Here is a 25,184-nt window from a genome sequence, read left to right as displayed (position 1 = left end):
GTGGGGTCGCCTCTCAAATCGAAAATCGAAAATCGAAAATCGAAAATCGAAAATCGATTGACTCCTCAATCGCTAAAAGAACAAATGACTTTCCGGCTGAATATTAATCTCCATCGGCACAGCTTGCGGGTCAGCCGAAAGAGCAAACATAATCGCATTTGCAGCAGTTTCGGTACTCAGCATTTTTGACCTGTCTACCTTCAAACTCACATTATCCCAAAACGGAGAATCCACCCCGCCAAAATAGAATAGCGTAAACTTAATGCCGTAGCGTCGCAGCTCATCTGCCATGCACTTGCTGAAACCAACTACCCCAAACTTTGAAGCGCAATAAGCCGTTCCCATCGCCATCGAATGCTTGCCCAAAATCCCGACGACATTGCAAATGTGACCGGATTTGCGCTCTTTCATCACATTCGCCGCTGCTTGAGACGTGTAAAAACTGCCTTTTAAGTTCAAGTCAAGCATTGCATCTAAATCAGCGGGTTCTAACTTGTTCCACTGCTTGAGAATTCCGGCACCGGCGGCGTTTACGAGGGCATCAATTTGTCCGAAATGCGCCGCAGCTTTGTGCATCAGCGTCTCGACTTGCGGCAAATCGGTGATATCTGTGGGCACGCAGAGTACCTCTGTTGCTGAAAGTTCGCTAGCTAAAGCGTCTAATTTACTGCTGTCTCTGGCGGCGAGCACTAGCCTCGCACCCGCATCAGCGAGTTTGCCGGCCACCGCTGAACCGATGCCGCCAGTCGCACCCACCACAACCACAACTTTGTCGTGCATATCCCTTTACATTTCTTTACGTCCCGATTGTATGATAACTCAAGTTGCTAGTAATGGGGATGTTGATATAGCAATCCTTGCAGGAGTCGTAAATTTTTGACCCCACCCCAACCCTCCCCTTATCAAGGGGAGGGAGTAAGAAATTCACAAATTATTTAGGATGGCTATATATTTTAATTTTTAATTAATTGAGGGAAACTTGCCAGCCTTTTTCGGCTTTTTTTAGCTGGAGAGAAGCGCAGGATTGCAAAAATTTAGTAAATTTTCTACCAAGATTAAAATCTTTAATTATTTGGGTAATTTGTTTGCCGTATTGTCGGTGAAATTCGCTGCCTACATTGGAGAGAAATACAGAATTTTCAGGAGAGTTGCCGGTTAACTCGCCAACGATTTTGACAAGAGCTCTTTCCAAGTCTTCCAGAGAATTAATATCGGTCAAAGTCGCAGGTGCTGGCTGGTGGTTATTCAGATTTTCTTGGTTAAGTATTGGCGGTGGGGGCGGCAGCTTGACTTCAAAAAGAGTGACATAAGTTTGAGAAGTTTCTGAGGGTTTGTGGAGGGCAAAATCTGTGGGATATTTGAGAAAGATATCCCTGGTTTTAGTACCCAGCAAATGATGGGCAACAACTTGATTTAGGACTAAACCGTAATTTTCGTTAAATAAAGCTGAAACAGTAGAAAGTTTTATCCACTGAGTTGAGGTGCGTTTTTGCTCTTTTTTGATTAATTCTTTTAGTTGAATAACTAATTGTTCTAGGGGTGTAATTTCCGGTATGGTTACGAGGGAATGGGTTTCCACTTGTCCGGTTTTGCTGTTTAAAACTATGATTTTATCTATTTGTTTGCGGACTTGAAATACTGTTAATCCGTGGGCTTGCAGTGTGTTGCTGAGGTGAGTGAGGGCGCGATCGGACGAACAGACAAAAATCTCTTTGGCTGTGGGATAATGTACGAAAATCGAGGCGCCGACTGTAGCCATTTTTAAGTCGGCGCTGTCTTTGCCGGGGGGGACGTGAATTAGTTGATAGCCGCGCTGGTGAAATTCGGCATCTTTCTTGCCCATGCTGCGCCAGTTGGCAAAGGCAACTTTGATTTGGATGGGATAGTGGCAAATTCCCTCTAGGAATTTTTCGGTTTCGAGGGTGAGTTGCAAGTTTTCGACATCTAGCAGCAAGATAGCAATGCCGCTAGGAAGCGGGGCTGGTTGATTGGCTGTTGGAGTTGGAGGTTCTGACGAAACTGAGTTTTCTGATTTAGCTGGTGCTGTTTGAGATTGGGCTAGCTGCTGAATTTTGGCAGATAATTTGCTGAATTGAGGTGAATTAACGAATTCTGGAACCAGCAGAATTTGTAGGTATTTTTTCGCAGTCAGCAGCAGGGAATCTGTATCGCTGGCTACGCTGAAACTTTTTGTCAATTTTCCAATCAAAACTGACTGAAAATCAGGTTGGGCCCAGGGGGTTTTCCTGTATTTTTCAGCTATCCATTCGGGATGCTGTTCCTGAATGGTAATTAGGGTTTGAGCGATATAGCGACTGATGGCGCTCAATGCAAGAGGTTCTTGAGTCGCAAGCTCGGAAGTTCGATCGGGCATGGCCCTCTACAATGCGGGATGCTGTTTCAATTTATCACACTTCTAGTTTCTCGCCGGGATTCGGACGATCGCCCGCCAAATTAAACCGGCGACAATTAATGCCAATCCTGTCAGCCAAATTTGCCTCTCCACCCAGAAAGCCAGAAACAGACAATTCCCCAAACCCACCCAAGCCAACCACTGCGGATAAAGCCTTTCGGCGGGGGAAAGTTGCAGCGCGGCGAGGTTGGTGATAGCGTAGTAAATCAAAACACTAAAAGCGCTAAATGACCAAGTGGTTTTGACATCGCCGACGAGGATTAAAAGTGCGATCGTAACTTCCACAACCACCACAGCCACGTAGGGAGTTGTCCCTGAAGGATTCAGCCGCGCCAAGACTCTCGGCATATCCAAGCGTCGCCCCATCGCCAGCCAGATGCGCGACAACCCTAAAATTAAGTTCAGCAAGACTCCCAACATAGCGGTAATTGCGCCGACGGCTAGCAGTTGAGAAACTCCCGGAATTCGGAAACTGCGGGCGATGACTTCCAAAGGTGCAGTCGTGCCCCCTGTTTGTAAAGACAATTTATCGGCTCCCCCCGCGCCCGCGACAACTACTGCTACCCCGACGTAAAGCAGCATTGTCAGCACCAAAGTGAAAATTATGGCTTTGGGAATGGTTTGCCTCGGTTCCCGCACTTCCTCGCTCATTGTGGTGATGCGGGCGTAACCGCTATAAGCGACAAACATTAGGGCGGTGGCCTGGAAGATGGAGCCGATCGAGCTATCATTCTGTACGGTGGCCATTTCCCACCTTACCTCTGGCAAACCGACAGCAACAAACACCGCTAAGGATAGAAGTGTAACTGAGACTATGGCAGTATTGGCAATATTCGATCGCCTAATTCCCGTCAATACAATTAAAGTGATGGCGGCGAGGGCGACTAAAGCTGTTAGGATCAGGTAAGTGCGATCGGCTACACCAACTGCATTTAAAAAATACCCCGCAAAACCTAAAGCAGCAGTAGCAGCAGAAGCCGTTTTCGCCAACAGAAACATCCAGCCGGCAGTGAAACCCAGCCAAGGATTGAGATATTTGTAGCCATATTCATAAGTACCACCGCTAACAGGATGATTGGCCGCTAATTGAGCGCTGTTAAGGCCATTGCACACAGCAACAAAAGCTGCCATACCTACAGCCAAAATCACCCCCGGCCCAGCAACTTCCGCAGCAATGCCGATACTCACAAATACTCCGGTACCGAGGATTGAACCCAGGCCCATGAGAGTTGCGCCAAAAACACCTAACTCTCGCTTCAGCAGTGTTGAAGACATAAATATAGCGGTTTTCTGTTCAGTGCCATACTGATAGTAGGTTACATCTAGCAATATTTGCAATAATTCCGGCCGGGGCCTAAACCCCCGCCTCAAAAATCAAGTCCCCAGCTAGGAGGACTGCAATACTTCTTGAGAATGTTGCCCAATAGGAGTCAACACTAATATCAATTCCGCTTGCATTAGAATGATTAAACCGCAGAGTACGCAGAGAACGCAGAGGAAGAGAACAGAGAGATGAATACAGGACGATGAAGAGTGGATTTGAGATAATTCAAATACTATTACTATTTCATAGTGTTCTGAAGAGGACTTTAACTGTGAGACAGGGACTTAAGCCCCTGTCGGAATATAGCGACTGAGAGAAAGGAAAGCACCCTGGTATTAACCGAAACGGCCTTGAATGTAATCTCTCGTACTCGAATTGCCCGCAGAAGTAAAAATCTTACTTGTCGGCCCAAATTCAACCAGGCGGCCGATGCGACTTTCATCAGTATTAAAAAATGCCGTGTAATCAGAAACGCGAGCAGCCTGCTGCATATTGTGCGTCACAATCACAACAGTTAACTGCTGCCGCAGAGTCTGAAATAACTCCTCAATCTTCATCGTTGAAATCGGATCGAGAGCAGAACAAGGTTCATCCATCAGCAAAATTTTCGGCTTCACAGCCAAAGCGCGAGCAATACAAAGTCGCTGCTGCTGTCCCCCCGAAATCCCCTGAGCCGATTTCTTCAAATCGTCTTTGACTTCATTCCAAAGCGCCGCACTTTTTAGTGCAGATTCCACAATTTCATCTAATTCTGCTTTGCTTTTGCGACCAAAAATCCTCACGCCGTAAGCAATATTATCGTAGATGCTCAGCGGAAAAGGATTTGGTCTTTGAAACACCATCCCAATTTGGCGGCGCAAACTATTAATGTTTACTTTCGGGCTGTAAATATCCTGTCCAAAAAACTCTACTCTTCCTTTAATTTTAACCTTTCCCTCCAATTCACCAATCCGGTTGAGAGCTTTGAGAAACGTAGATTTGCCGCAACCTGAAGGGCCAATAATCGCCGTAATTTGCGGGTGAGGGATATTCATCGATAAATTTTCTAAGACTTTGTGAGTTCCGTAATAAAAACTCAAGTCCTGAACCCGCAGTGCTGGCATTGCATTGGGGTCAATTTCCGGGGTGGCATCTTCTAGGAATTTATCTGTATAGTCTTCGGATTTCAAGTTAGCTTTAGGTTTCATTATTTGCCTGGTTATATTGTTAATATTTGACTGAGAGATGCACTTTAGTTATTGATTTATCGATTTTGCAATCGTTTCCGAGTTACTGTACGGGATGCGACGCTAGCAATTAAAACCATCCCCAAAAGGACAGAGGCAGCAGTCCACGCCAATTCGTTCTGCTCCTTGTAAGGAGAGCTGGCGTAGCTATATATTAATACCGACATAGAAGGAGTCGGAGTTAGCAGTGTCTCTGGAATCTCTTTGAGTTTTGAGATAGTTTCTGCACCTATGGGAGACTGCATTATCTCGCCCAATTTATCAACTAAAGGAGGCCAAAATTGACTCGACAACGCCGTTACAATAAGCGGTGCGGTTTCGCCGGCGGCCCGGGAAGCAGCGAGTAAAATACCTGTGGTAATAGTTGGAAGTGCTGAGGGTATGATAATGCGAAACATAGTTTGAAAGCGTCCGCATCCCAAACCAGCAGAAGCGAGGCGGTAAGAAGTAGGCACTAATTTTAATGCTTGTTCTGTTGTCAGAGCAACCACTGGAAGCATGATGATGCCGAGGGCAAAACCGCCTGCTAAGGATGAAAATGCTTTGGTGGTAACGACAATTAGGGCATAGGAAAAGACGCCAACTACGATCGAGGGAACGCTGCTGAGAATGACGGTGATAAAGCGAATACTATTGGTAATCGCTTTGTTTTCTCTACCAAACTCCGACAAAAATATTCCCGTCATTACGCCTATTGGTACGCTGATTAAGGTCGCAATTCCTACCATTAAAGCAGTGCCGAGAATGGCATTTGCAAAACCGTTGGGCTGGTCTTCTACTCCGACGGGTGCTGGTAGAGACACTAGCACTTCCCAGCTCAAATGTGTGAGTCCTTCCCCCAATATTTTGTATAAAATAGCAAACAAAGGGAGCAGGGCCAGAGCTGTCAGAGCGAAAGCGATAACTGTCATTCCCCGGCTGAAAAGAGTTCGGCTTAGCGACAGGGGGTTGTTGATTTCTGCATCCAGAATACTGTTTGAATTTTGTGCTTGAGTCATGCGATTTTAGATTTGAGATTTTAGATTGAACCAGGGGGTAAATCCGGCGGCGCGGCTTGGAACCAAACTGCTTTCGATGATGTTAAGTTTTCGCTTCCTTGGCCCCAATTAGCTGAACTAACAATACTGCGATCGCATTTACCAACAAAGTGATCACAAATAGAATTAGGGCTAAATACATCAAAGCGCCGGTGTGCAGCGGTTCGATAGCTTCCCGAAATTGACTTGCCAAAACAGCAGGAATTGAGTAGCTGGGAGCGAGCAGGGATGGATTAATTTGAATCGAGTTGCCAATTACCATTGTGACGGCCATTGTTTCGCCTAATGCGCGTCCCAATGCTAATATGGTGGCGCCGATAATCCCCGAACTAGCTGCTGGTAATAACAGCTTGAATATCGTTTCCCAGCGGGTGGCGCCGAGGGACATGGAAGCACTTCGCAAATCTACTGGAACCGACAGCAAGACATCGCGGCTGATGGCGGCTACTGTGGGCAAAATCATAATCGATAACAGTATTCCGGCCGGGAGCATTCCGGGGCCTAAAGGTTCGCTGCTGAACAGGGGAAACCAACTGAAATTATCGAACAATGACTGCTGCAATGGCAACAAAAAGGGAATCAAAACAAAGATTCCCCACAGCCCAACTATCACGCTGGGAATGGCCGAGATTAATTCAACCATGAATCCCAAGGGCGATCGCACCCAAACGGGTAAGAAGTTCTCGCTAGTAACTATAGCTACTGACAGCCCTAAAGGAAGTGCGATGATTATGCCGATCGCAGAACTAATTACAGTACCATAAATAAACGGCAAAGCCCCAAACTGCAACTCACCGATATCCCACTTGGGATTCCACAAGAAAGAGAGTCCAAATTGGCTAATAGCAGGCCAAGCATCTTTAAAAATTACCGCACTCATCAAAAACAACGTACCCGCTGTCGCTAGGGCAAAACCCCATACAAATACTGTAAATCCTGACTCCATCCATAGACCTTCACCAGCAGTATCTGTCAAATCTACTTCTGTGTTTATTTCTGTCGGTTTCCGAGTCAATTTGTTCGGTTTTTTTGAAATATTGGTCATACCGAAATTATTGCGTATAAAGTGAAATATTGGCTTGAAAGACGAGTAATTCTAATGGGCTGGTAGGGTGTACAGTGCTCACGATTGGTATCAATTTAAGACGGAAACCTTCTATCTATCTCGTTTGTATCGAAGCCTCGCTCCCCCTAAATCCCCCTTAATAAGGGCAGGGCTGTTTCATTCTCAGAAAAACCAGGGTTTTGTAGGGCCGGTGCCAAGAGTGCCCGCCCAGCCGATAGACGAGCGGGTAGGGGTTTCAGATATCGGGGCTCTTCACGAGGGATTGCCCCTACAAGAGAATGAAACAGCCCTGCCTTAATAAGGGGAGTAGGGGTTGACTTTGAAAGCCTCATAAATCCCCCTAAATCCCCTTAATAAGCGGAACTTTCAATGCTCTTGTTCCCCCCTTTTTAAGGGGGGTTAGGGGGGATCGAGGATTTAAATACGAGCGAGAGGAATGTAAAATTTAGATGAGCCTCAGCTTAACTCATAACCCCGTGCGATCGCTCCAATTAACCTCTGGCAACCACAGTCTGATTAACTGCTTGAACCACCTTTTGAGCTGTAGCTGAAGGAATTGTAGTAAACTCTAACTGTTTGTTGATACCTTGACCTGTAGTCATCACCCAATTAACCATCTTTTTAATAGCCTCTGCTTTCGCAGCAGGGTACTGTTTGTAGATTAACAGCCAAGTCAAACCAACAATCGGATAACCGTCGTTAGGATTGCCTTCTACTAAGCGGAAATCTGCGGGGAATGTTTCCCCTGCGAAAGCTTTCTCTGCTTCAGCCAAGCTAGGATCTACAAACCGACCAGCTTTATTTTGAATAAATGCTGTTTGGAGATTGTTTTGCCGAGCAAAAGTATCTTGAACGTAGCCGATCGCACCCGCTGTATTCTTCACCAAAGCAGCTACGCCGGGGTTTCCTTGACCCCTGACAGGGCTTCCTGGCCAACTCGGCTGAGCGGCAGCTTTGATACTGCTACCAGTCGCCTGCAAGTGGTTAGCAAAAATAAAGCTAGTACCGCTGCTGTCTGCCCGTACAGCTACTCGAATCGCAGTATTTGGCAAGCCTTTAGCTTGTCCAGAAATTCCGGCTATTTTAGGATCGTTCCAGCGAGTAATCTTCCCTTCAAAGATGCCTTTCATGGCATCGTTACTTAGCCTTAGATTCGTCACTCCGGGCAAGTTGTAAACAACTGCAACAGCGCCGCCAGCAGTCGGAACAGCTATTACACCCCGCTTTACCTCAGCGATTTGTGCAGCAGTCATCAGCGCGTCGCTGCCTGCGAAATCAACAGTGCCTGCAATTAATGCTTTGATGCCAGCACCGCTGCCAGTTCCTTCGTAGTTTACAGTAATTTGATTTGCACTTCTCATCTGAGAGAAGTAGCGATCGTAAAGAGGTTTAGGGAAAGTTGCTCCCGAACCGTTTAGGGTAACAGCAGCTACAGCGGAACTAATCAAAGTTAGCGAAAATGCTGCTGCTGCTAGTGTCACTATAAAACTACGTCGCCAACGTCCTGTGAAAAAATTCATATTCCTCCTCTCCCTTAATAGCCGACTTTGCAAATCTACGACCTAGGATAGACTGAAATCCGCAAGGAAAGGGAGCAAAAAGAATAAGCTTGTTTTAAATTTTGGTTAATAATAGATTAAATAATAAAAGAATAAGCTTGTCTTAAATTTTGGTTAACAATAGATTAAATTTTCCGACCGAAAACTCGGAAACCTGATTTATTAAATACATCAGGGAGCGGACTGTGCGATCGCCACTTCATAAATTTTACCTTTTTTCTTAACTTTAAATATTTTACAGGACTGCAAAAAATCGGCAAATTTGGTGTCCAAATCCAGCGATTTCAGCTTTTTAGTAATTGGTTGACCGTATTGCTTTTTAAATTCGCCGGCTACCTGGGGAATCGGAATGTAACTACCTGGAGATTCAGCAGTTAATGCCATTACAATTTTTGCTACCGATGCTTCGAGGGCGGCAGATAATTCAATTTTTGAATCGGAGGGTTGTTGAACGAGTCCCACTTGATGTTCTGTACCGATTAATTTAATTTTAAACGTAGCTGATTGCAACTGCAAAAATTTGATTAAACTAGAAGCTTTACCCAAAAAGCTTTTTACAATTAAATCAGCATGAGAGTGATATTTAGCAAAAAAAACTTTCTTAATTCTTGTTACAGGAATAGCATCCTCTTTCAACTCATTTTTGGCAGAGTCAATTATTTCTACAAGTATATTTTTTAAAACATCCAGCGACTCAATAGCCTTTGAATTGACAGCAGGTATTATTTCTGGCAAATTTTGCTCCGCAATATTTGGAGGAACAGCAACGGTCGCCAAAGATGGTTCAAGCACCGGGGGAAGTTGGTTTTGTGCTGACTCCGCCAGTGCTGCTGCTGGGGAATTTGTAGAATTGAACGCAACATTACGGCGCTCTTGAAAAAGCTCAGCCACACTATAAAACCGAGCGATTCGCTCATCAATAGATTTGTGTTCAGCCTTCAACAACTCTGCAACTTGATTAGCCAATTCTTCAAAACTAGGGATTTCCTCTTCCCTTTCGCAAGAATAGTGCTTGCTCTCACCATTCTGACAATTTTCTACAGACAAAACCGAATTTTGCCGACGCACCCGAAACACAGTCACTCCCTGATTTTGCAACTGATTGCAAAGATGATTTAACAAACCATCCGAAGAACAGACAAAAACTTGTCGCACATCCCGATATCGATATAAAATAGCAGCGCCAAAAGCAATCATCTTACCATCAGCACTATTCGCACCGCCCGGAACGTGAATCAGTTCGTAACCGCGATCGTAAAGTTCAGCATCCAACTTCCCCGTACTCGGATTTTTCCAGTTAGCAAAAGCAATTTTAACTTGCAGGGGATAGTCGCACAAACCCGCTAAAAATTGTTCTGTATTAAGCTTAAGTTTTAGATTTTCGGCATCTAACAGCAAAATCGCAATCCCGCCTGACTCTGTGGTGGTTGCAGACTCGATTCCTTGCGGGATAGCTTCGCTTAACCGTGTTTCCGTGCATTGGCGACTTAAAGACTGCAGACTGGGCGGCTCAAAAAATTGTTTGCGACAAGCTTTGCAAAGATACCGCTGATGACCGTTGGGACGGCCGTTTTTACGAAGTTGGTCAGATTCACATCGAGGACATTTCATGTAACTATTATTGCAGCCTCCTCCCGAACCCAACAAGGCATTACCTATCTTCTTCTTTCTCTTCCTTCGCGCCCTTGGCGTCTTCGCGGTTCGTTAAATACGTATCTTTTGAGCGGTTCAGGAGTAACTTGTGGCAGTCGATCGGCTCATAATAACAAAAGAACGTTAACAATTCTTAAAAAAAATGGCTAGAGACTTGCGGGGATTCCTAAAACTACTCGAAGAACGGGGACAACTGCGCCGGATTAGCGCCTTAGTCGATTCCGACCTCGAAATTGCCGAAATTTCCAACCAAATGCTGCAAAAAGGCGGCCCTGGACTGCTGTTTGAAAACGTCAAAGGGGCCGAATTCCCCGTCGCAATCAATCTGTTGGGTACGGAAGAGCGCGTTTGCTGGGCGATGAACATGGAAAAGCCGATCGAACTAGAAGAGCTCGGCAAAAAACTGGGAATGCTGCAACAGCCAAAACCGCCGAAAAAGATTTCCCAAGCGATAGAATTCGGCAAAGTGCTGTTTGACGTAGTAAAAGCCAAACCCGGCCGCGACTTTTTCCCAGCTTGTCAGCAAGTGGTACTTGAGGGAGAAGGGCTGGATTTGAACAAAATCCCGATGATTCGCCCTTATGCGGGAGATGCGGGCAAAATTATCACCCTGGGTTTGGTAATTACCAAAGATTGCGAAACGGGTACGCCGAATGTGGGGGTTTATCGGTTGCAGTTGCAGTCAAAAAACACGATGACTGTACACTGGTTATCGGTGCGGGGCGGGGCGCGACACTTGCGGAAAGCGGCGCAGGCTGGTAAAAAGTTGGAAGTTGCGATCGCCCTGGGAGTTGACCCGCTGATTATTCTCGCCGCCGCAACGCCAATTCCTGTAGATTTATCGGAATGGTTATTTGCCGGACTTTACGGCGGTTCCGGCGTGCAATTGGCGAAGTGCAAAACCGTAGATTTGGAAGTACCGGCGGACTCGGAAATTGTGTTAGAAGGAACGATTACGCCGGGGGAAGTTCTGCCCGACGGGCCCTTTGGGGATCACATGGGTTATTACGGCGGCGTGGAAGATTCGCCGTTGGTGCGGTTCCACTGCATGACGCACCGCAAAGACCCGATTTATCTGACCACATTTAGCGGGCGGCCGCCGAAAGAAGAAGCAATGATGGCGATCGCGCTTAACCGTATTTATACGCCTATTTTGCGGCAGCAAGTATCGGAAATTGTCGATTTCTTCTTACCGATGGAAGCCCTGAGTTATAAAGCGGCAATTATCTCGATCGATAAAGCATATCCCGGTCAAGCGCGCCGGGCTGCTTTAGCATTTTGGAGTGCTTTACCGCAGTTTACTTACACTAAGTTTGTGATTGTTGTGGATAAAAGTATCAACATTCGCGACCCGCGTCAAGTAGTGTGGGCAATTAGTTCTAAAGTTGATCCAGTTCGGGATGTATTTATTCTGCCGAATACGCCTTTTGATACGTTAGATTTTGCCAGTGAAAAGATTGGTTTGGGAGGCAGAATGGGGATTGATGCTACTACGAAGATGCCGCCGGAAACGGATCACGAGTGGGGGGAAGTTTTGGAGTCCGATCCGGATGTGGCGGCGATGGTAGAAAGGCGTTGGGCTGAGTATGGTTTGGCCGATTTGAATTTGGGAGAAGTCGATCCGAATTTGTTTGGATATGAGATGAAATAAGAGAAGGAACCGTAAAGGCGCAGAGGAGAAGGGGAGAGCGATAATTTCTCCCTTTTTTTTCGGGAGTTTGATAAACTTAGAGTAACGTTCAGTCACTTCTGAGATTTTCAGTATGTTGGAATGGTTGCTCAGGCTTAAAAATGCAAAATGAAAAATTAAAGATGGAGGATAGACCATGACATCACAACTTCAACAAGCCATAAATCTGGCTCAGTCACTTTCCTTCATAGAGCAGCTTGAACTCCTAAAAACACTATCCACAATCATTCAAGAAACCCATTCTCTAGAAAACCAAGTCACGCCCGAAGCAGATATAGACTTTTCATCAGAAAGCTTTCGCACATCCGGGCGCCAAGCTGTAACCGGACAAACTCTACCCCTTTCTGAACTTTGGGAGGGCATCGAACAAATATCTTGCATTTGTTGCGACATTCCGGCAGGGGTTTAAACCCCTGCCTCAAAACGAAAGTCCACGCTTTGTGGACTGAAGAAATGATTGATTCAAAATTTAAAAAAAAGGATTGAAGCGGAGAGCGATCGCCTTTTCAGTCGTCTTTAGACGACTTGAGCTTTGAGGCGGGGGTTTCAACCCCCGACGGACTGTTGCAAAAAAGGATTGAAGCGGAGAGCGATCGCCTTTTCAGTCGTCTTTAGACGACTTGAGCTTTGAGGCGGGGGTTTCAACCCCCGACGGACTGTTGCAAGAAGTGCAAAAACTAAATCACAAATCAGTTTACCGTTCCAAAACCTCAACCAAATCTTCGATCATCAAATCGAAGACAGCAGCAAGTTTCTGCAAAGCCGTGTAGTCCACCGTTGCCATTTTGGGGGCTTGGGCGTATTTTTTAACCGTGCTGTAGGGAATTCCCGTTCTGTCAGAGACTTCTTTCAGCGTCCAACCCTTTTCCTGGGCTAGTTCTCGAACTCGCAACCTAATTAAACCGATCTTCCCGCTGACAAATCAGTTTATTGTTCCAAAATCTCAACTAAATCTTCGATCGCAATATCAAACACGCGAGCCATTTTGTTTAAAGCTGTGTAATCTACCGTTGCCAGCTTGGGAGAATGGGCATAGCTTCTAACCGTACTGTAAGGAATGCCCGATCGCTCAGAAACTTCTTTCAACGTCCAACCCTTCTCTTGGGCTAGTTCTCGAACTCGCAACCGAATTAACCCCATTTTCCCGCTGAAAAATCAGTTTACCGTTCCAAAACCTCAACCAAATCTTCCACCATCACATCAAAGACTTCAGCAAGTTTCTGCAAAGCCGTATAGTCCACCGTTGCCATTTTGGGGGCTTGGGCGTATTTTTTAACCGTGCTGTAGGGAATTCCCGTTCTGTCAGAGACTTCTTTCAGCGTCCAACCCTTTTCCTCAGCGAGTTCTCGAACTCGCAATCGAATTAATCCCATTTATGCTTGACAGCAGCTATGCTCATATCTTTTAATAAAGATAGTTAACAGCGATCGCCCCGTGACCTGAGAAATCTAGAGCGATCGCCTTTCATTCACCACCCACAAAAGTGGGAAGGATTTTCCTATGATACCAAAACAACCGACATATCGCGATCGACTTCAACCTTGGTGCATAATTCGCCACCTCCCCAACTGTCAGCGGTTAACAGTCGCCCGTTTCAGTCGCCGCCCCGATGCCGAATCTTACCTAAATGCACTGCGCCGCTTAATGCCCGCAGTCCCGCATACAATTGTTTTCGTAAATGCGCTGTCTGTCTTAGATGAAAATAGCGTTCCAATTCGGATGCAATTGTCGATCGAAGTTTAAGCGTTGAAAAGTGTGAACAACAGGTAAGATGCCGGTTCCACAAACATTAAAATATGTTGTGGCGTGGGCATCTTGCCCGCCCAATAAACAGGCAAGATGCCTGTTCCACAAATATTCAACTAAACTAGAAATAGATTTGAGTCAAGGAGTCACATCAATGCCATCTCCCTTTCCCGGTATGGACCCGTATTTAGAGCATCCTGAACTCTGGCCTGCCCTACACCACTGGCTAATTATTGAAATTGCCAGATTATTATCTCCGCAATTACGTCCTAAGTATTTAGTGTCTGTAGAAGTGAGAATGTATGAAACGGCTGACGACAATTTATCAATTGGCATTCCTGATGTAAACGTAATTCAGCAAAGAACTACAACCGAATTAATCACATCAAACGTAGCCGTTGCAGCGCCACCAACACAACCCTTGACAGTAAATATTCCCATGCCCTACCAGGTTCGGGAAGGCTATTTAGAAATTAGAGAAAGAGGAAACCAAGAACTAATCACCCTGATTGAAATACTCTCGCCTAGCAATAAGCGCAGAGGAAAAGGACGACAAATGTACGAACAAAAGCGAGAAGAAATTTTATCCAGTCGCACTCATTTAATTGAAATAGATTTATTGCGGGGCGGTCAAAGAATGCCAGTTATTGGCAATGAAATTGAAAGCCACTATAGCGTTTTGGTGTGTCGGGGAAATCGCCGTCCCAGAGCAGATTTGTACGCTTTTAACGTGCAGAACCCGCTGCCTGCCTTTCCTCTGCCGCTGCGATCGGGCGATACTGAACCTGTCATAAACTTGCAGGAATTATTCACTCAAATATACGACATAGCAAGTTACGACCTGAAGATAGATTATCGCAACTGGGAAGTCATACCAGCGCTGTCAGAAGCCGATACAATTTGGGCAGATGCTTGGTTGCGCGATCGAGGATTGCGAGATTAATTTGGGCTGCCGCCCAAATCTGGTTAAATACCCTATTTATTTCTTAGTCTGCGGAGGCAGACTTCGTTTGACTTGCAGAACGATTTCCCTCGCAGAATGACTTAATTCTCAAATTGCTTGAGGGCTAAACATCTTGACTTTGCATCAACCGCTGCTTCAAACGCGCCGGATCTCCCCGATCGACCACTTCGCCCTTTTCCAACAAAAAAGCCCCATCACAATAATTCAACTCATCCAAACGGTGAGTCACCCACAAAGCCGTAATCCCGCGATTTTTCACCAACCGCTGCACCGCCGCCACCAAATCCAACTGAGAATCAGGATCTAACAAAGCCGTCGGTTCGTCCAACAGCAGAATTTCGCAGTGACGGGCGATCGCCCCAGCAAGAGCAATTCGCTGCTTCTGGCCCCCACTCAAAGCATAAATCGGCCGCCGCTGCAAATCCAGCAAATTCACAGCCTCCAAAGCCTCCGCCACCCTCGCCCGCACCTGAACGTTAGAAAGCTTTTCCTCCACCAAACCAAAAGCCACATCCGCACCCACCGTCGGCATCACCAGTTGGTGGTCGGGGTTTTGGAACACAAAACCCACTCGCCCGCCCAGGTCAATTTCCCCCGACTGGGGGTGCAGCAGCCCAGCCATCAGCCTCAACAGCGTAGACTTGCCGCTGCCGTTAGTGCCCAAAAGCATCCAAAACTCGCCCTTGGGTACATCCAGAGAGCAACCTTGCAACACTCGATCGCCCGACGGCCAGGAAAAACCCAAATCCCGCACAGCAACGGCTGAGTGGCTCATATCGGCACCAACACCCCCAGCCCTCATTCTGCTCCCATCGAGACAAAACCCGGGGATCTGCCTGTAGATGACGCCCCCGATTTCTGAGAAACCACCACCCCAGAAATCTCGCTGCTGAGTACAGCCACCTTTTTCTCAGGATTTTTCTCGCAAGTGAGTTCCAAAATTTGCGGTTGGGAGTTGCGAATCGCCGCCAGTACCTGCTGGTAAACAGTCTCAGCGTCCGCCTCCAACTTCCGCTGCACCGACAGCGAGACGGGCGTATTCTTCACAATGATGTCAATGCTGAACATATAGTCTTAAAAACCTAAGTTTGGAGCTCTATCCTCAGTATATATATAGGACTTACCCACGGAAACCCAGTTTCTTAGAAAAATAAGAGGTTGAGGCCGATATATCTACCAAGCCACCGGGCTTCTGACGCAAAGCGCAGAGACTCCTATAGAGTAGAAGTTCCCAAAAGCAGGGCAAAGACTTCGGGGACTTCGAGGGCTTCGGGGACTTCGCACAAGTCAAAAGTCAAAAGTCGGAAGTTTTTTAAGAAAAACTTGCTCTTGTAAAGAATTACCTCTATAATCGTCAATACGGTAAAGAAAAGTAAACTCTGTTCATAATCCAACTTGTTTTCTGCTAAGCAGAGGCAACGGTTGAATACTAAGGACTAGAGGCAGATCCGTTGTAATTATATCCATTTGGAGATTTGCGTAAATGACAATCGCAGTCGGACGCGCCCAGACCGAAAGAGGCATATTTGATGTCCTCGACGACTGGCTCAAACGCGATCGCTTCGTCTTCGTAGGCTGGTCTGGCATCCTGCTATTCCCCTGCGCCTACCTAGCCATCGGTGGCTGGTTAACAGGCACCACCTTCGTCACATCCTGGTACACCCACGGTTTGGCAAGCTCCTACCTCGAAGGAGCCAACTTCCTCACCGTAGCAGTCTCCACCCCAGCCAACAGCCTCGGGCACTCCCTGCTGTTCCTGTGGGGCCCCGAAGCACAGTGGGACTTCACCCGCTGGTTCCAACTCGGTGGGCTGTGGACATTCGTAGCCCTCCACGGCGCTTTCGCACTGATCGGCTTTTGCCTGCGTCAGATTGAAATCGCCCGTTTGGTAGGCATCCGTCCCTACAATGCCCTAGCATTCACCGGCCCCATCGCCGTGTTTGTTTCGGTGTTCCTGCTTTACCCCTTGGGTCAATCAGGCTGGTTCTTCGCCCCCAGTTTCGGCGTCGCAGCAATTTTCCGCTTTTTGTTATTCCTGCAAGGCTTCCACAACTGGACGCTCAACCCCTTCCACATGATGGGCGTTGCAGGCATCTTGGGCGGCGCGCTGTTGTGCGCCATCCACGGTGCAACCGTAGAAAACACCTTGTTTGAAGACGGCGAAGGCTCAAACACCTTCCGCGCCTTCAACCCAACTCAGTCAGAAGAAACCTACTCGATGGTTACAGCTAACCGCTTTTGGTCGCAAATCTTCGGAATTGCCTTCTCCAACAAGCGCTGGTTGCACTTCTTCATGTTGTTCGTACCTGTCACAGGCTTGTGGATGAGCTCCATTGGCATCGTCGGTTTAGCATTAAACCTGCGCGCCTATGACTTCGTATCCCAAGAATTACGCGCTGCTGAAGATCCTGAGTTTGAAACGTTCTACACTAAGAACATTCTGCTTAACGAAGGCATTCGTGCTTGGATGGCTCCGACAGACCAACCCCACGAAAACTTCATCTTCCCTGAAGAAGTTCTGCCTCGCGGTAACGCTCTGTAATCAGCGCGAAATATCAAAAATTCCAACATTTTAAAAGGGTAAGATAAAGCAGTTTAGGCTTTACCCTTAATGCTTAAAAAGCTCCTGCCTGGTGGCGGGAGCTTTTTGTTTCCAGGATTCGATCGAATTAGCGCCCTAAAAAAAGTTGATTTTGTACAAAAACAAACTCTGCCTGCGGCTAGAACAACTCGTGTCTCTATATCTGGTGAAGTCTCCTATCTGGCAAGAAATCGATCGGCCTTTCCCAGCCCCCAGAGCGGCCATGCACCTGATAACCGCACAGCCCGGATTCTGAAGAAAATATGGGCAAATGGCTAAAACTGCGATCGTCCAATTGCTGTAGAGATCGATCAAAGACCTTGCAGCATCACTAATTTCCGCCGATATTGCAAAATTCTCAATTTGCCTCCCCCACTTCTAATTTCTTGTGTTATTCTGATAATTGTGACTACTGGAATGATACTCAGAACGCAAGTTCTTTCGGTAACGCTGGCAATGGCTAGCGCACAAATCATCACCTTAAATCTTGTATTTAGGTGATGTGCGTTCCAATATTAAGCCATTTAGCTAAACCTGGAGGTGATGCCCATGATAGAAAGTAGTAAACGCATGGGTCATCAGATTGGAAACTACCGGCTGTGCGCCGGGGCCGCTCACTAGCAGTCAGCCGTCGTCTCCAACGGGAAACGACTTCCACGGGGAACCAGGCTGAGCTAGGGATTCTCCCGGCAGTCAGGTTCTAATCTGAAGACCCGCTAGACCGCTCTCACCTCAAATAGTGTTAAATCTTGAGTAGGAAAACTTGAGACTAAACGCTATTGGTGAGAGCGGATAGTTTTTGGTCAGGGTTTCTACAGGTGGGCAGTTAATCTGCCATTGCTAATCCCAAAGAAAAAAATTTATGGCTGACCTAATTAACAATACCGAAATTCAAGAGCGCGCCAGTCAATTGTCAGGCTGGACGGTTGAAGGCAAACAACTGCGCTCTACCCGTTTATTTAAAGATTTTATCGAAGCGATCGCCTTTGTAAATAAGTTGGTCGCCCCCTCAGAAGCCGCAGCACATCACCCCGATATAGAAATTTCCTACAACAAAGTTACACTTAACTTGACAACTCACGATGCCGGAGGCTTAACTGAGAAAGACTTTGCGCTAGCCCAAGAGATTTCTACGCTAGATTAAAAGAGTGCCCGCTGGCCCAACAAGAGTCCCCGCTCGCGGAAAGCTGGCCAATAAAAAATCGACTGGGGGTTAGAATCGGGTGCTAAAAAGTCGAGAGGCCAAACGTTCAATCTATAAAAGGCTATTCCCCATCATCCGACCATGATCGTATTTGAAAAGCCAGAGTTCAAGAACGAGTCTGCAGCAGCAGAAAAAACCCATCTGATAGAAAAGCTTTTAGATATTGGCGCGGCTCTGTCGAGCGCCCAAGATTTGGGCGAGTTGTTAAACTTAATTTTATCCAAAAGTAGAGAAATTACCTACAGCGATGCTGGCAGTGTTTACTTAGTAGATCACAGCGACGAAACACCTAAGCTGCTGTTCAAGGTAGCGCAAAACGGTTCTAAACCCAGCCTGTCGTTTAAAGAGTTTGCTCTGCCACTGACAGACAAAAGCTTGGCGGGATACGTGGCAATAACAGGTCAAAGTTTGAACCTGTCTGATGCCTACGACTTACCCCCCGGCGTACCCTACCGGCTAGATACCAGTTTTGACAGGGATATTAATTACCGCACTTGCTCGGTAATGGTACTGCCGATGCAAAACCGACAGGGGGAGACAATAGGTGTACTGCAACTGATCAACCGCAAAACAAAGGCAGATACGGTGCTGACAGCAGACAATGCCTGGGAAGCGACGCAGCAGTATTCGGAGTGGGAAGAAAGGATAGTTCGATCGCTCGCTTCTCAAGCAGCAATCTCGATCGAGCGCAATCAACTCCAAGACAGCATAGAACATTTGTTCGAGGGCTTTGTCAAAGCCTCGGTGCAAGTCATAGAAGCCAGAGACCCCTGTACCTACGGCCATTCAGAACGAGTAGCAGCCCTGACAGTACGCCTTTCAGAAGAAGTAAACACCGTCAGCAGCGGACGCCTGCGCTCTATTTACTTTAACAACCGCCAAATTCAAGAACTTCGCTACGCCGCCCTGCTGCACGATTTTGGCAAAATTGGAGTGCCCGAAGCAGTTTTGACCAAACAGAAAAAGCTCTACCCCGCACAGCTAGAAATCATTCGCCACCGCTTTGGCTTAGCTCAGCGGACGATGGAAATGGAATGCGTCCAGTCTAAATATAAATACTTGCTGGAGCATTCAGCCTACCGAAAACACCCGATCCAGGAGCCAGAGTGCGCTCAATGCCGGGAAATCGAACAGCTAGACACTAAGCTAGCAGAGGCGAAAACCAGATTAGCAGAATACTGGGAAGTGCTGCTAGAGGCAAACGAGCCTCACATTTTGCCAGCCGAACCCTTAGCTCAACTGCGAGAAATTTCTCGACAAACTTATAGAGATATAGATGGGGCAAGGAAACCCCTGCTGAACCCAGACGAGATCGTGCAATTGATGGTTTCCAGGGGCAACCTGACGCCGGAAGAACGATCGGAAATAGAATCTCACGTAACTCACACTTACGAGTTTCTGAAACAAATTCCTTGGACAAAGGATTTAAAAAATGTTCCAGACATTGCCTACGGACATCACGAAAAACTGGACGGCACAGGCTATCCGCGAGGTTTAAACAAGTCAGAAATTCCAATTCAAGCGCAATTGATGACGATCGCCGATATTTACGACGCCCTGACAGCAGGCGATCGCCCCTATAAGCGAGCTCTGCGAACAGAGGCAGCGATGAAAATTTTGCGGCAAGAAGCAGCTCACAATAAAATCAACGCCGATTTGTTAGAACTGTTCGATAACCGCCAAGTCTTTAGCGTTCTCGGACACAGCTTGGATGTTAAAGTCGAATCAGCCTAGACGAGTCAGGCGTGCTGTGCTAAAAAGTAAATAGGCGATCGGGCGCTATCAAGGGTCAGCAGTCAAATCAATCCACAGCCCAAGTAGGGTCTGGTTTTGAAGCAGTTGAGTACAGGTTAAAAAACAGGCTCCATGCAGCCGTCAGTCACATCTATATACTCGGTCAGCCCGAAAGAATCAAAAGAAAAAGTGAATTTTAGGTCTCTTTTTAGAGTATGCTAGTTGAGCAACGACTGACCACATAGAAGACTAAAAAAGTTTCTCTGTAATCGGTGTGAGGATGAGAGTGAATATGTCGAAATTTTTGTGGAGTTACTTACTAATCAGCCCAGCAGTCTTAGGAGCTACCCTAGTAGTTTCTTCGAGCGCGATGGCAGCAGACGCTCAGCAGGCTGCTGATGCGCTCAATCCCGCGGCAGCAAAAGCTGAAACCGCTGAAACCTCCGAAGCGAAACTAAATGCTTTAGCTGCTGTTTCCGAAACAACTGCAGCAAAAGCTGAAACCGTTGAAACCTCCGAAGCGAAACTAAATGCTTTAGCTGCTGTTTCCGAAACAACTGCAGCCTCCGAGCCAGTAGAAGAAATTTCCCAAGCCGCTGGCAGCGAAACCCAGGCAGCGATGGCAGATTTGGCCACGCCTGCAACTGAAAGTGCGATCTTCGGAGCCAACACAGCCCCTGCTGAGGCAGAGCCCCAAGCGGCATCACAACCTACAAGTGAATCTTTAGCCGCAGCCCGGCCAGCAGTCGCTCAACCAGTAGAAAATTCTGCCCCGGCAGCCCAACTAGAAATTCCAGCCCCGGCAGCTACCGCTCTCCCAGAGCAAATCGGTGCAGTTCAATTAGAAACTCCAGCCCCGGCAGTGGCAGAGTCGGCAGAACAAAGTTTGCCAAAACCGGCTGAATCTTTAGCCCAAACTGCCGCACCACAAGAGCAAAACCCAGCCGCCACATTAGAACAGCTCAACCAGTACACCACCGAAGGTGCTGTCGGCAGCGAAACTGAAGGTCAAGTTACCTCAGTATCTCAACTTTCCGACGTGCGGCCCACAGACTGGGCATTCCAAGCACTGCAATCCCTAGTCGAGCGCTACGGCTGTATTGCCGGTTATCCCGACGGCACATTCCGCGGCAACCGGGCAATGACCCGCTACGAATTCGCAGCCGGTTTAAATGCTTGCTTAGACAAGGTGAGCGAGCTCATTAGAGCAGGCAGTGGCAACTTCGCTACGAGAGATGACTTGGCAGCCCTCCAACGGCTCCAAGAAGAATTTGCAGCGGAACTGGCAACCCTGCGGGGTCGCGTCGATGCTTTGGAAGCTCGGACAGCCGAACTCGAAGCCAACCAATTCTCCACCACTACCAAGCTGACTGGGGAAGCAATTTTCGCTCTCAGCGACGACTTTAGTAGCGACGTTAGCGTTTTTGGCAGAGACGGCGAAAGAATCGGCAGCAACAACAACGAAACCGTCTTCCAACAACGGGTGCGTCTGAATTTAAACACTAGCTTTACCGGCAGAGACTTGCTGCTGACCAGGCTTCAAGTCGGCAACGGCCAAAGATTTAACCTTGGGGCTACCAGCGAAGGGACTCAAACTTGGAATTTTGTCGGCAGAACCGACAACGTTGTTGCCCTCGACACCTTGCTGTACAAGTTCCCGGTCGGTCAGCGACTGAACGTTAGCCTGATAGCCAACGCTGGCGTTTGGGACGACATTATGCCGACTGTCAACCCTTACTTTGAAGACTTTGACGGCGGTAACGGGTCATTGAGCACCTTTGGACAGCGTAACCCGATTTATCGCTTGGGCGGTGGCGCAGGTATCGGGTTTGACTATGCCTTCGGTGGCAGGGGCTTGCTGGGCGGCGTGTTCGGCCCGACTTCTCTGTCGTTCGGTTATTTGGCGTCAAATGCAGCCAGTCCGGCTAGGGGTGCAGGCTTGACGAACGGCGACTACGCGGCGATGGGTCAGTTGACTTTTACCCCCGGACGCAACTTGCAAGTTGCTTTCAACTACAACCACGGTTACTTTAGCAGAGGTAACTTTGGGTTTGACAATGCTTTATCGAATGGGCCAGGCAGTCTCGGCGGTTTCACAGGTACCGGCGTGGCTAATTCTCTCAACGGTTTGAGCGAGGGCTTTGATGGCTTCCGCGCTCGCAAAGTTGTCAGCAACTCCTACGGTGCTCAGGCTTCGCTGCGACTGAGCCCGAGATTTATCCTGGGTGGCTGGGCTGGTTTAACCAATGCCCGCATTCTCGGCATCGGCGATGCGAGAATTTGGAACTACGCTGTCACCTTGGCTTTGCCTGATTTAGGGAAAGAAGGCAACTTGCTAGGGTTCGTGGTAGGTCGTGAGCCTTACTTGGATAAACTTGAAGCTGCCAGCAGTTTGCGGAGCTTCCGCAACGATGATTCCTATCACGTCGAAGGGTTCTACAAGTTTCAGCTCTCTGACAACATTTCTGTTACTCCGGGCGTGATTTGGGTAACTAATCCTAATCAAGATGACCGTAACGACGACATCATTATTGGTACTCTGAGAACTACTTTCACGTTCTAAGAGCGGGTTAGAAGAGGCAGGGGGGTCATACCCTCTCTGCTGGCAACTCTAAAGACCAAGTTGAGCCCTGTCTGCTGCAGGGCTTTTTTGTTTGCCGGATGAATAGGGCGCCGACAATCTCTTAAAAATTTAAAATTATCAGTCATAGACGCAGAAACCAGGTTTCTTGAGGTAAGGCTGTGGTGGAAGGGGAGGGAGTCGAAACGAGAAACTGGGTTGGTTGAGTTCAGATTGCCGATCGTTCCCACGATCGAGTGATGAAAGTCGATTAAGTTCAGTGGAAAACCGGGGTATAATAAAAAGTAAAGTTAGGAGTTAGAATTGGGAACTCAACATTGAGGAGAATTTTAACCTCTGACTTAGGAGTTGATAATTCGGGTATTTGAAGCAATTATGGTAGAACTCTCCTGTAAAAGCGAATACGCAATCTTAGCTTTGCTGGAGCTTGCCGATTGCTACGATGAAGGCGAGCCTCTGCAAATTCGCCAGATAGCGGCTCAGCAAAATATTCCCGATCGATATTTAGAGCAGTTGCTGGCTACCATGAGACGCTGCGGGCTGATTCGCAGCCAGCGAGGAGCTAAGGGAGGTTATATCTTGGCGAGGGAACCCTGGAAAATTACCCTCCTAGAAATTATCAACTGTCTCGAAGGCTCAGAGTTTGATCGCTCTGAAAAAGACTCGCCTGCTCAAACTGTAGAAAGTGCGGTGATTTGGGAAGTTTGGCAAGAAGCTCGATCGATTGCCAACTCAGTGTTGCAAAAATACACGCTACAGGATTTGTGCGAAAAGCGCAATGGCAGACGGCAGCTCGATATCATGTATTACATCTAGTTAGTATTACCAACTAGGAATTAAGATTTACTTTCAACCACAAACTGACAAAGATTATGCGTATTGCTGGTGACATTACAGAATTGGTAGGGCGGACGCCCCTGGTGCAACTCAACCGCATTCCCCAAGCCGAAGGCTGCTTGGCTCGGATTGTGGTAAAACTCGAAGGCATGAATCCGGCAGCCTCGGTGAAAGACCGCATCGGTGTCAATATGGTCAATCAAGCCGAGGCCGAAGGGCTGATTAGTCCAGGGAAAACGGTTTTAGTGGAACCGACTTCTGGCAATACCGGAATTGCTCTGGCAATGGTGGCGGCGGCTAAGGGCTACCAGTTGATTTTGACCATGCCGGATACGATGAGCACGGAACGCCGATCGATGCTGCGAGCTTACGGGGCCCAACTAGAACTGACTCCCGGAATTGAGGGCATGAGCGGCTGCATTCGCCGCGCTCAAGAGATTGTGGACAAAACTCCCAATGCGTATATGTTGCAGCAGTTTCGGAATCCCGCGAACCCGCAGGTTCACCGTTCGACAACGGCTGAGGAAATTTGGGAAGATACAGACGGCGAGGTGGATTTCCTGATTGCGGGAGTCGGCACCGGCGGTACGATTACGGGTGTGGCAGAGGTGATTAAGTCCCGGAAACCCGAGTTTAAGGCGATCGCCGTTGAGCCGGCCAATAGTCAAATACTGTCGGGCGGGAAGCCAGGGCCTCACAAAATTCAAGGTATCGGTGCTGGTTTTGTGCCGCCGGTGCTGAATGTGGATTTGATCGACGAAATTATAGTTGTTACGGATGACGAGTCGATCGCCTACAGCCGCCGCTTGGCCAGAGAAGAAGGGCTGTTGTCCGGTATTTCCAGCGGTGCAGCACTATGTGCGGCGGTGAAAGTCGGCAAGCGTCCCGAAAATGCAGGGAAATTGATTGTGATGATTCAGCCTAGCTTCGGCGAACGCTATCTGAGCACTCCCTTGTTCCAAGATCCAGAACTCAATCTGGCGATGGCCCTCAACTAGGTCAGCCTCCCACCCAAGTCGCAGAAACTCAGAGCAGGGCGTACAGTGTACGCCCTGCTTCGCTTGGCTTTTTAGCTTAAAGAATTGCCCTAGATTGTAACTGCATCGATCGCGATCAAGGCCAAATTTCTCCAGGGGCTTTTTTTGAACGAACCGCTTTCGGCGCGTTAGGGAAGCGACGGGTAAGCGCCCTTGTCGGGAAGGAAGCAGCTAACAATTGCTCGAAGGAGGGCTATAGCGGTTCTCAAGCGTGGTGAGGTATGGGGGCTTTGTCCTATGCCCTATGCCCTATGCCCTATGCCCTATGCCCTATGCCCTATGCCCTATGCCCTATGCCCTATGCCCTATGCCCTATGCCCTATGCCCTATGCCCGCGAGAGCACCTCATGTTACCGAGAAAGGCTATATATGAGCCCCCAATGTCGCTCGGCTTGCCACTTCAAAAGCATCAATCTTTTTCTAAAATAGATTGATGATAAGTTTAAAACTGACGTTTTCAACTTACACTTTTTGGCATTTATATCAGATAAATACCTAATAAATTAGCAAATAATGATATTTTTGTCAAGCT

General features: G+C 47.6%; 24 protein-coding genes and 1 pseudogene. 10 read left to right on the top strand and 15 right to left on the bottom strand.

Annotation, left to right across the window (positions count from 1 at the left end; genetic code table 11):
* Positions 1 to 72: 72 nt before the first annotated feature.
* The 9 genes and pseudogenes from QUB04_RS17760 to QUB04_RS17720 form a co-directional block, all read right to left on the bottom strand.
* A complete protein-coding gene (locus QUB04_RS17760; protein ID WP_333286299.1) occupies positions 73 to 780 on the bottom strand; it encodes an SDR family oxidoreductase in 708 nt (235 codons plus the stop codon).
* 184 nt (positions 781 to 964) lie between these two features.
* Positions 965 to 2,374, bottom strand: a complete 1,410-nt coding sequence (locus QUB04_RS17755; protein WP_333286297.1) for an NYN domain-containing protein — start codon at positions 2,372 to 2,374, stop codon at positions 965 to 967.
* A gap of 42 nt (positions 2,375 to 2,416) precedes the next feature.
* Positions 2,417 to 3,688, bottom strand: coding sequence for an APC family permease (locus tag QUB04_RS17750; RefSeq protein ID WP_333286295.1), 1,272 nt, complete (start codon positions 3,686 to 3,688; stop codon positions 2,417 to 2,419).
* 384 nt (positions 3,689 to 4,072) lie between these two features.
* A complete protein-coding gene (gene pstB, locus QUB04_RS17745; protein WP_333286293.1) occupies positions 4,073 to 4,924 on the bottom strand; it encodes a phosphate ABC transporter ATP-binding protein PstB in 852 nt (283 codons plus the stop codon).
* A gap of 56 nt (positions 4,925 to 4,980) precedes the next feature.
* A complete protein-coding gene (gene pstA / locus QUB04_RS17740; protein WP_333286291.1) occupies positions 4,981 to 5,961 on the bottom strand; it encodes a phosphate ABC transporter permease PstA in 981 nt (326 codons plus the stop codon).
* A gap of 82 nt (positions 5,962 to 6,043) precedes the next feature.
* A complete protein-coding gene (gene pstC / locus QUB04_RS17735) occupies positions 6,044 to 7,045 on the bottom strand; it encodes a phosphate ABC transporter permease subunit PstC (protein ID WP_333286289.1) in 1,002 nt (333 codons plus the stop codon).
* 512 nt (positions 7,046 to 7,557) lie between these two features.
* Complete coding sequence (gene pstS / locus QUB04_RS17730; RefSeq protein ID WP_333286287.1) at positions 7,558 to 8,586, bottom strand: phosphate ABC transporter substrate-binding protein PstS; 1,029 nt, start codon at positions 8,584 to 8,586, stop codon at positions 7,558 to 7,560.
* Positions 8,587 to 8,796: 210 nt separating this feature from the next.
* On the bottom strand, positions 8,797 to 10,065 hold the full coding sequence (locus tag QUB04_RS17725; RefSeq protein WP_445301069.1) for an NYN domain-containing protein: 1,269 nt from the start codon (positions 10,063 to 10,065) through the stop codon (positions 8,797 to 8,799).
* A 69-nt stretch (positions 10,066 to 10,134) separates the two neighbouring features.
* Positions 10,135 to 10,230 (bottom strand): annotated as a pseudogene (locus QUB04_RS17720) (IS1/IS1595 family N-terminal zinc-binding domain-containing protein); the annotation flags it as partial.
* Positions 10,231 to 10,420: 190 nt separating this feature from the next.
* Between QUB04_RS17720 and QUB04_RS17715 the strand changes: the two are divergent.
* Complete coding sequence (locus QUB04_RS17715; RefSeq protein WP_333263523.1) at positions 10,421 to 11,929, top strand: UbiD family decarboxylase; 1,509 nt, start codon at positions 10,421 to 10,423, stop codon at positions 11,927 to 11,929.
* 175 nt (positions 11,930 to 12,104) lie between these two features.
* Positions 12,105 to 12,377, top strand: a complete 273-nt coding sequence (locus QUB04_RS17710) for a hypothetical protein (RefSeq protein ID WP_333286284.1) — start codon at positions 12,105 to 12,107, stop codon at positions 12,375 to 12,377.
* Between the two features lie 285 nt (positions 12,378 to 12,662).
* Here the strand turns inward: QUB04_RS17710 and QUB04_RS17705 are convergent, their stop codons facing one another.
* The 3 genes from QUB04_RS17705 to QUB04_RS17695 are packed head-to-tail and all read right to left on the bottom strand — an operon-like array spanning position 12,663 to position 13,341.
* The gene (locus QUB04_RS17705; RefSeq protein WP_333286349.1) at positions 12,663 to 12,875 is read right to left on the bottom strand and encodes a helix-turn-helix transcriptional regulator; all 213 of its coding nucleotides are present in this window, start codon (positions 12,873 to 12,875) and stop codon (positions 12,663 to 12,665) included.
* Positions 12,876 to 12,895: 20 nt separating this feature from the next.
* A complete protein-coding gene (locus tag QUB04_RS17700) occupies positions 12,896 to 13,108 on the bottom strand; it encodes a helix-turn-helix transcriptional regulator (RefSeq protein ID WP_333286282.1) in 213 nt (70 codons plus the stop codon).
* 20 nt (positions 13,109 to 13,128) lie between these two features.
* Positions 13,129 to 13,341, bottom strand: coding sequence for a helix-turn-helix domain-containing protein (locus QUB04_RS17695; protein WP_194063647.1), 213 nt, complete (start codon positions 13,339 to 13,341; stop codon positions 13,129 to 13,131).
* A 127-nt stretch (positions 13,342 to 13,468) separates the two neighbouring features.
* Here QUB04_RS17695 and QUB04_RS17690 point away from each other — a divergent pair, with 127 nt between their 5' ends.
* The gene (locus QUB04_RS17690; RefSeq protein ID WP_333286280.1) at positions 13,469 to 13,711 is read left to right on the top strand and encodes a hypothetical protein; all 243 of its coding nucleotides are present in this window, start codon (positions 13,469 to 13,471) and stop codon (positions 13,709 to 13,711) included.
* A gap of 157 nt (positions 13,712 to 13,868) precedes the next feature.
* Positions 13,869 to 14,657, top strand: coding sequence for a DUF4058 family protein (locus QUB04_RS17685; protein ID WP_333286348.1), 789 nt, complete (start codon positions 13,869 to 13,871; stop codon positions 14,655 to 14,657).
* Positions 14,658 to 14,781: 124 nt separating this feature from the next.
* On the opposite strand, the gene QUB04_RS17680 is transcribed toward QUB04_RS17685, so the two are convergent.
* The 3 genes from QUB04_RS17680 to QUB04_RS17670 all read right to left on the bottom strand — a co-directional run bounded on the left by QUB04_RS17680 (position 14,782) and on the right by QUB04_RS17670 (position 16,072).
* Positions 14,782 to 15,480, bottom strand: a complete 699-nt coding sequence (locus QUB04_RS17680; RefSeq protein ID WP_445301067.1) for an energy-coupling factor ABC transporter ATP-binding protein — start codon at positions 15,478 to 15,480, stop codon at positions 14,782 to 14,784.
* Entirely contained in the window at positions 15,477 to 15,746 is a 270-nt protein-coding gene (locus QUB04_RS17675; protein ID WP_333286276.1) for a hypothetical protein, read from the bottom strand. The genes QUB04_RS17680 and QUB04_RS17675 overlap by 4 nt, the downstream gene beginning before the upstream one ends.
* A 146-nt stretch (positions 15,747 to 15,892) precedes the next feature.
* Entirely contained in the window at positions 15,893 to 16,072 is a 180-nt protein-coding gene (locus QUB04_RS17670; RefSeq protein WP_333286274.1) for a hypothetical protein, read from the bottom strand.
* A gap of 89 nt (positions 16,073 to 16,161) precedes the next feature.
* Here QUB04_RS17670 and psbD point away from each other — a divergent pair, with 89 nt between their 5' ends.
* From psbD to cysK, 6 genes are all read left to right on the top strand, one after another.
* Positions 16,162 to 17,220, top strand: a complete 1,059-nt coding sequence (gene psbD, locus QUB04_RS17665) for a photosystem II D2 protein (photosystem q(a) protein) (protein WP_333055206.1) — start codon at positions 16,162 to 16,164, stop codon at positions 17,218 to 17,220.
* A 901-nt stretch (positions 17,221 to 18,121) separates the two neighbouring features.
* Positions 18,122 to 18,403: a 4a-hydroxytetrahydrobiopterin dehydratase gene (locus tag QUB04_RS17660; RefSeq protein WP_333286272.1), complete on the top strand. Its 282-nt coding sequence runs from the start codon at positions 18,122 to 18,124 to the stop codon at positions 18,401 to 18,403.
* 141 nt (positions 18,404 to 18,544) lie between these two features.
* The gene (locus QUB04_RS17655) at positions 18,545 to 20,197 is read left to right on the top strand and encodes an HD domain-containing phosphohydrolase (RefSeq protein ID WP_333286270.1); all 1,653 of its coding nucleotides are present in this window, start codon (positions 18,545 to 18,547) and stop codon (positions 20,195 to 20,197) included.
* A 292-nt stretch (positions 20,198 to 20,489) separates the two neighbouring features.
* The gene (locus QUB04_RS17650; RefSeq protein WP_333286268.1) at positions 20,490 to 22,760 is read left to right on the top strand and encodes an iron uptake porin; all 2,271 of its coding nucleotides are present in this window, start codon (positions 20,490 to 20,492) and stop codon (positions 22,758 to 22,760) included.
* Positions 22,761 to 23,153: 393 nt separating this feature from the next.
* The gene (locus tag QUB04_RS17645) at positions 23,154 to 23,594 is read left to right on the top strand and encodes an RrF2 family transcriptional regulator (RefSeq protein WP_015176708.1); all 441 of its coding nucleotides are present in this window, start codon (positions 23,154 to 23,156) and stop codon (positions 23,592 to 23,594) included.
* A gap of 56 nt (positions 23,595 to 23,650) precedes the next feature.
* Complete coding sequence (gene cysK, locus QUB04_RS17640) at positions 23,651 to 24,613, top strand: cysteine synthase A (RefSeq protein ID WP_333286266.1); 963 nt, start codon at positions 23,651 to 23,653, stop codon at positions 24,611 to 24,613.
* Positions 24,614 to 25,184 lie beyond the last annotated feature (571 nt).

It is taken from the genome of Microcoleus sp. D2_18a_B4, assembly GCF_036702475.1.
In the GTDB taxonomy this organism is placed as follows: domain Bacteria; phylum Cyanobacteriota; class Cyanobacteriia; order Cyanobacteriales; family Microcoleaceae; genus Microcoleus.
This window is presented reverse-complemented; position numbering and strand designations above follow the sequence as displayed.

What these genes read in the sequence shown, in the direction of transcription:
- pstC (WP_333286289.1), bottom strand. Translation starts at nt 7,045, where the DNA reads ATGACCAATATTTCAAAAAAACCGAACAAATTGACTCGGAAACCGACA.
- QUB04_RS17675 (WP_333286276.1), bottom strand. Translation starts at nt 15,746, where the DNA reads ATGTTCAGCATTGACATCATTGTGAAGAATACGCCCGTCTCGCTGTCG.
- psbD (WP_333055206.1), top strand. Translation starts at nt 16,162, where the DNA reads ATGACAATCGCAGTCGGACGCGCCCAGACCGAAAGAGGCATATTTGAT.
- QUB04_RS17755 (WP_333286297.1), bottom strand. Translation starts at nt 2,374, where the DNA reads ATGCCCGATCGAACTTCCGAGCTTGCGACTCAAGAACCTCTTGCATTG.
- QUB04_RS17715 (WP_333263523.1), top strand. Translation starts at nt 10,421, where the DNA reads ATGGCTAGAGACTTGCGGGGATTCCTAAAACTACTCGAAGAACGGGGA.
- QUB04_RS17750 (WP_333286295.1), bottom strand. Translation starts at nt 3,688, where the DNA reads ATGTCTTCAACACTGCTGAAGCGAGAGTTAGGTGTTTTTGGCGCAACT.
- pstB (WP_333286293.1), bottom strand. Translation starts at nt 4,924, where the DNA reads ATGAAACCTAAAGCTAACTTGAAATCCGAAGACTATACAGATAAATTC.
- QUB04_RS17690 (WP_333286280.1), top strand. Translation starts at nt 13,469, where the DNA reads ATGATACCAAAACAACCGACATATCGCGATCGACTTCAACCTTGGTGC.
- QUB04_RS17650 (WP_333286268.1), top strand. Translation starts at nt 20,490, where the DNA reads ATGTCGAAATTTTTGTGGAGTTACTTACTAATCAGCCCAGCAGTCTTA.
- QUB04_RS17700 (WP_333286282.1), bottom strand. Translation starts at nt 13,108, where the DNA reads ATGGGGTTAATTCGGTTGCGAGTTCGAGAACTAGCCCAAGAGAAGGGT.
- QUB04_RS17660 (WP_333286272.1), top strand. Translation starts at nt 18,122, where the DNA reads ATGGCTGACCTAATTAACAATACCGAAATTCAAGAGCGCGCCAGTCAA.
- QUB04_RS17680 (WP_445301067.1), bottom strand. Translation starts at nt 15,480, where the DNA reads ATGAGGGCTGGGGGTGTTGGTGCCGATATGAGCCACTCAGCCGTTGCT.
- QUB04_RS17685 (WP_333286348.1), top strand. Translation starts at nt 13,869, where the DNA reads ATGCCATCTCCCTTTCCCGGTATGGACCCGTATTTAGAGCATCCTGAA.
- QUB04_RS17695 (WP_194063647.1), bottom strand. Translation starts at nt 13,341, where the DNA reads ATGGGATTAATTCGATTGCGAGTTCGAGAACTCGCTGAGGAAAAGGGT.
- cysK (WP_333286266.1), top strand. Translation starts at nt 23,651, where the DNA reads ATGCGTATTGCTGGTGACATTACAGAATTGGTAGGGCGGACGCCCCTG.
- pstA (WP_333286291.1), bottom strand. Translation starts at nt 5,961, where the DNA reads ATGACTCAAGCACAAAATTCAAACAGTATTCTGGATGCAGAAATCAAC.
- pstS (WP_333286287.1), bottom strand. Translation starts at nt 8,586, where the DNA reads ATGAATTTTTTCACAGGACGTTGGCGACGTAGTTTTATAGTGACACTA.
- QUB04_RS17760 (WP_333286299.1), bottom strand. Translation starts at nt 780, where the DNA reads ATGCACGACAAAGTTGTGGTTGTGGTGGGTGCGACTGGCGGCATCGGT.
- QUB04_RS17655 (WP_333286270.1), top strand. Translation starts at nt 18,545, where the DNA reads ATGATCGTATTTGAAAAGCCAGAGTTCAAGAACGAGTCTGCAGCAGCA.
- QUB04_RS17645 (WP_015176708.1), top strand. Translation starts at nt 23,154, where the DNA reads ATGGTAGAACTCTCCTGTAAAAGCGAATACGCAATCTTAGCTTTGCTG.
- QUB04_RS17710 (WP_333286284.1), top strand. Translation starts at nt 12,105, where the DNA reads ATGACATCACAACTTCAACAAGCCATAAATCTGGCTCAGTCACTTTCC.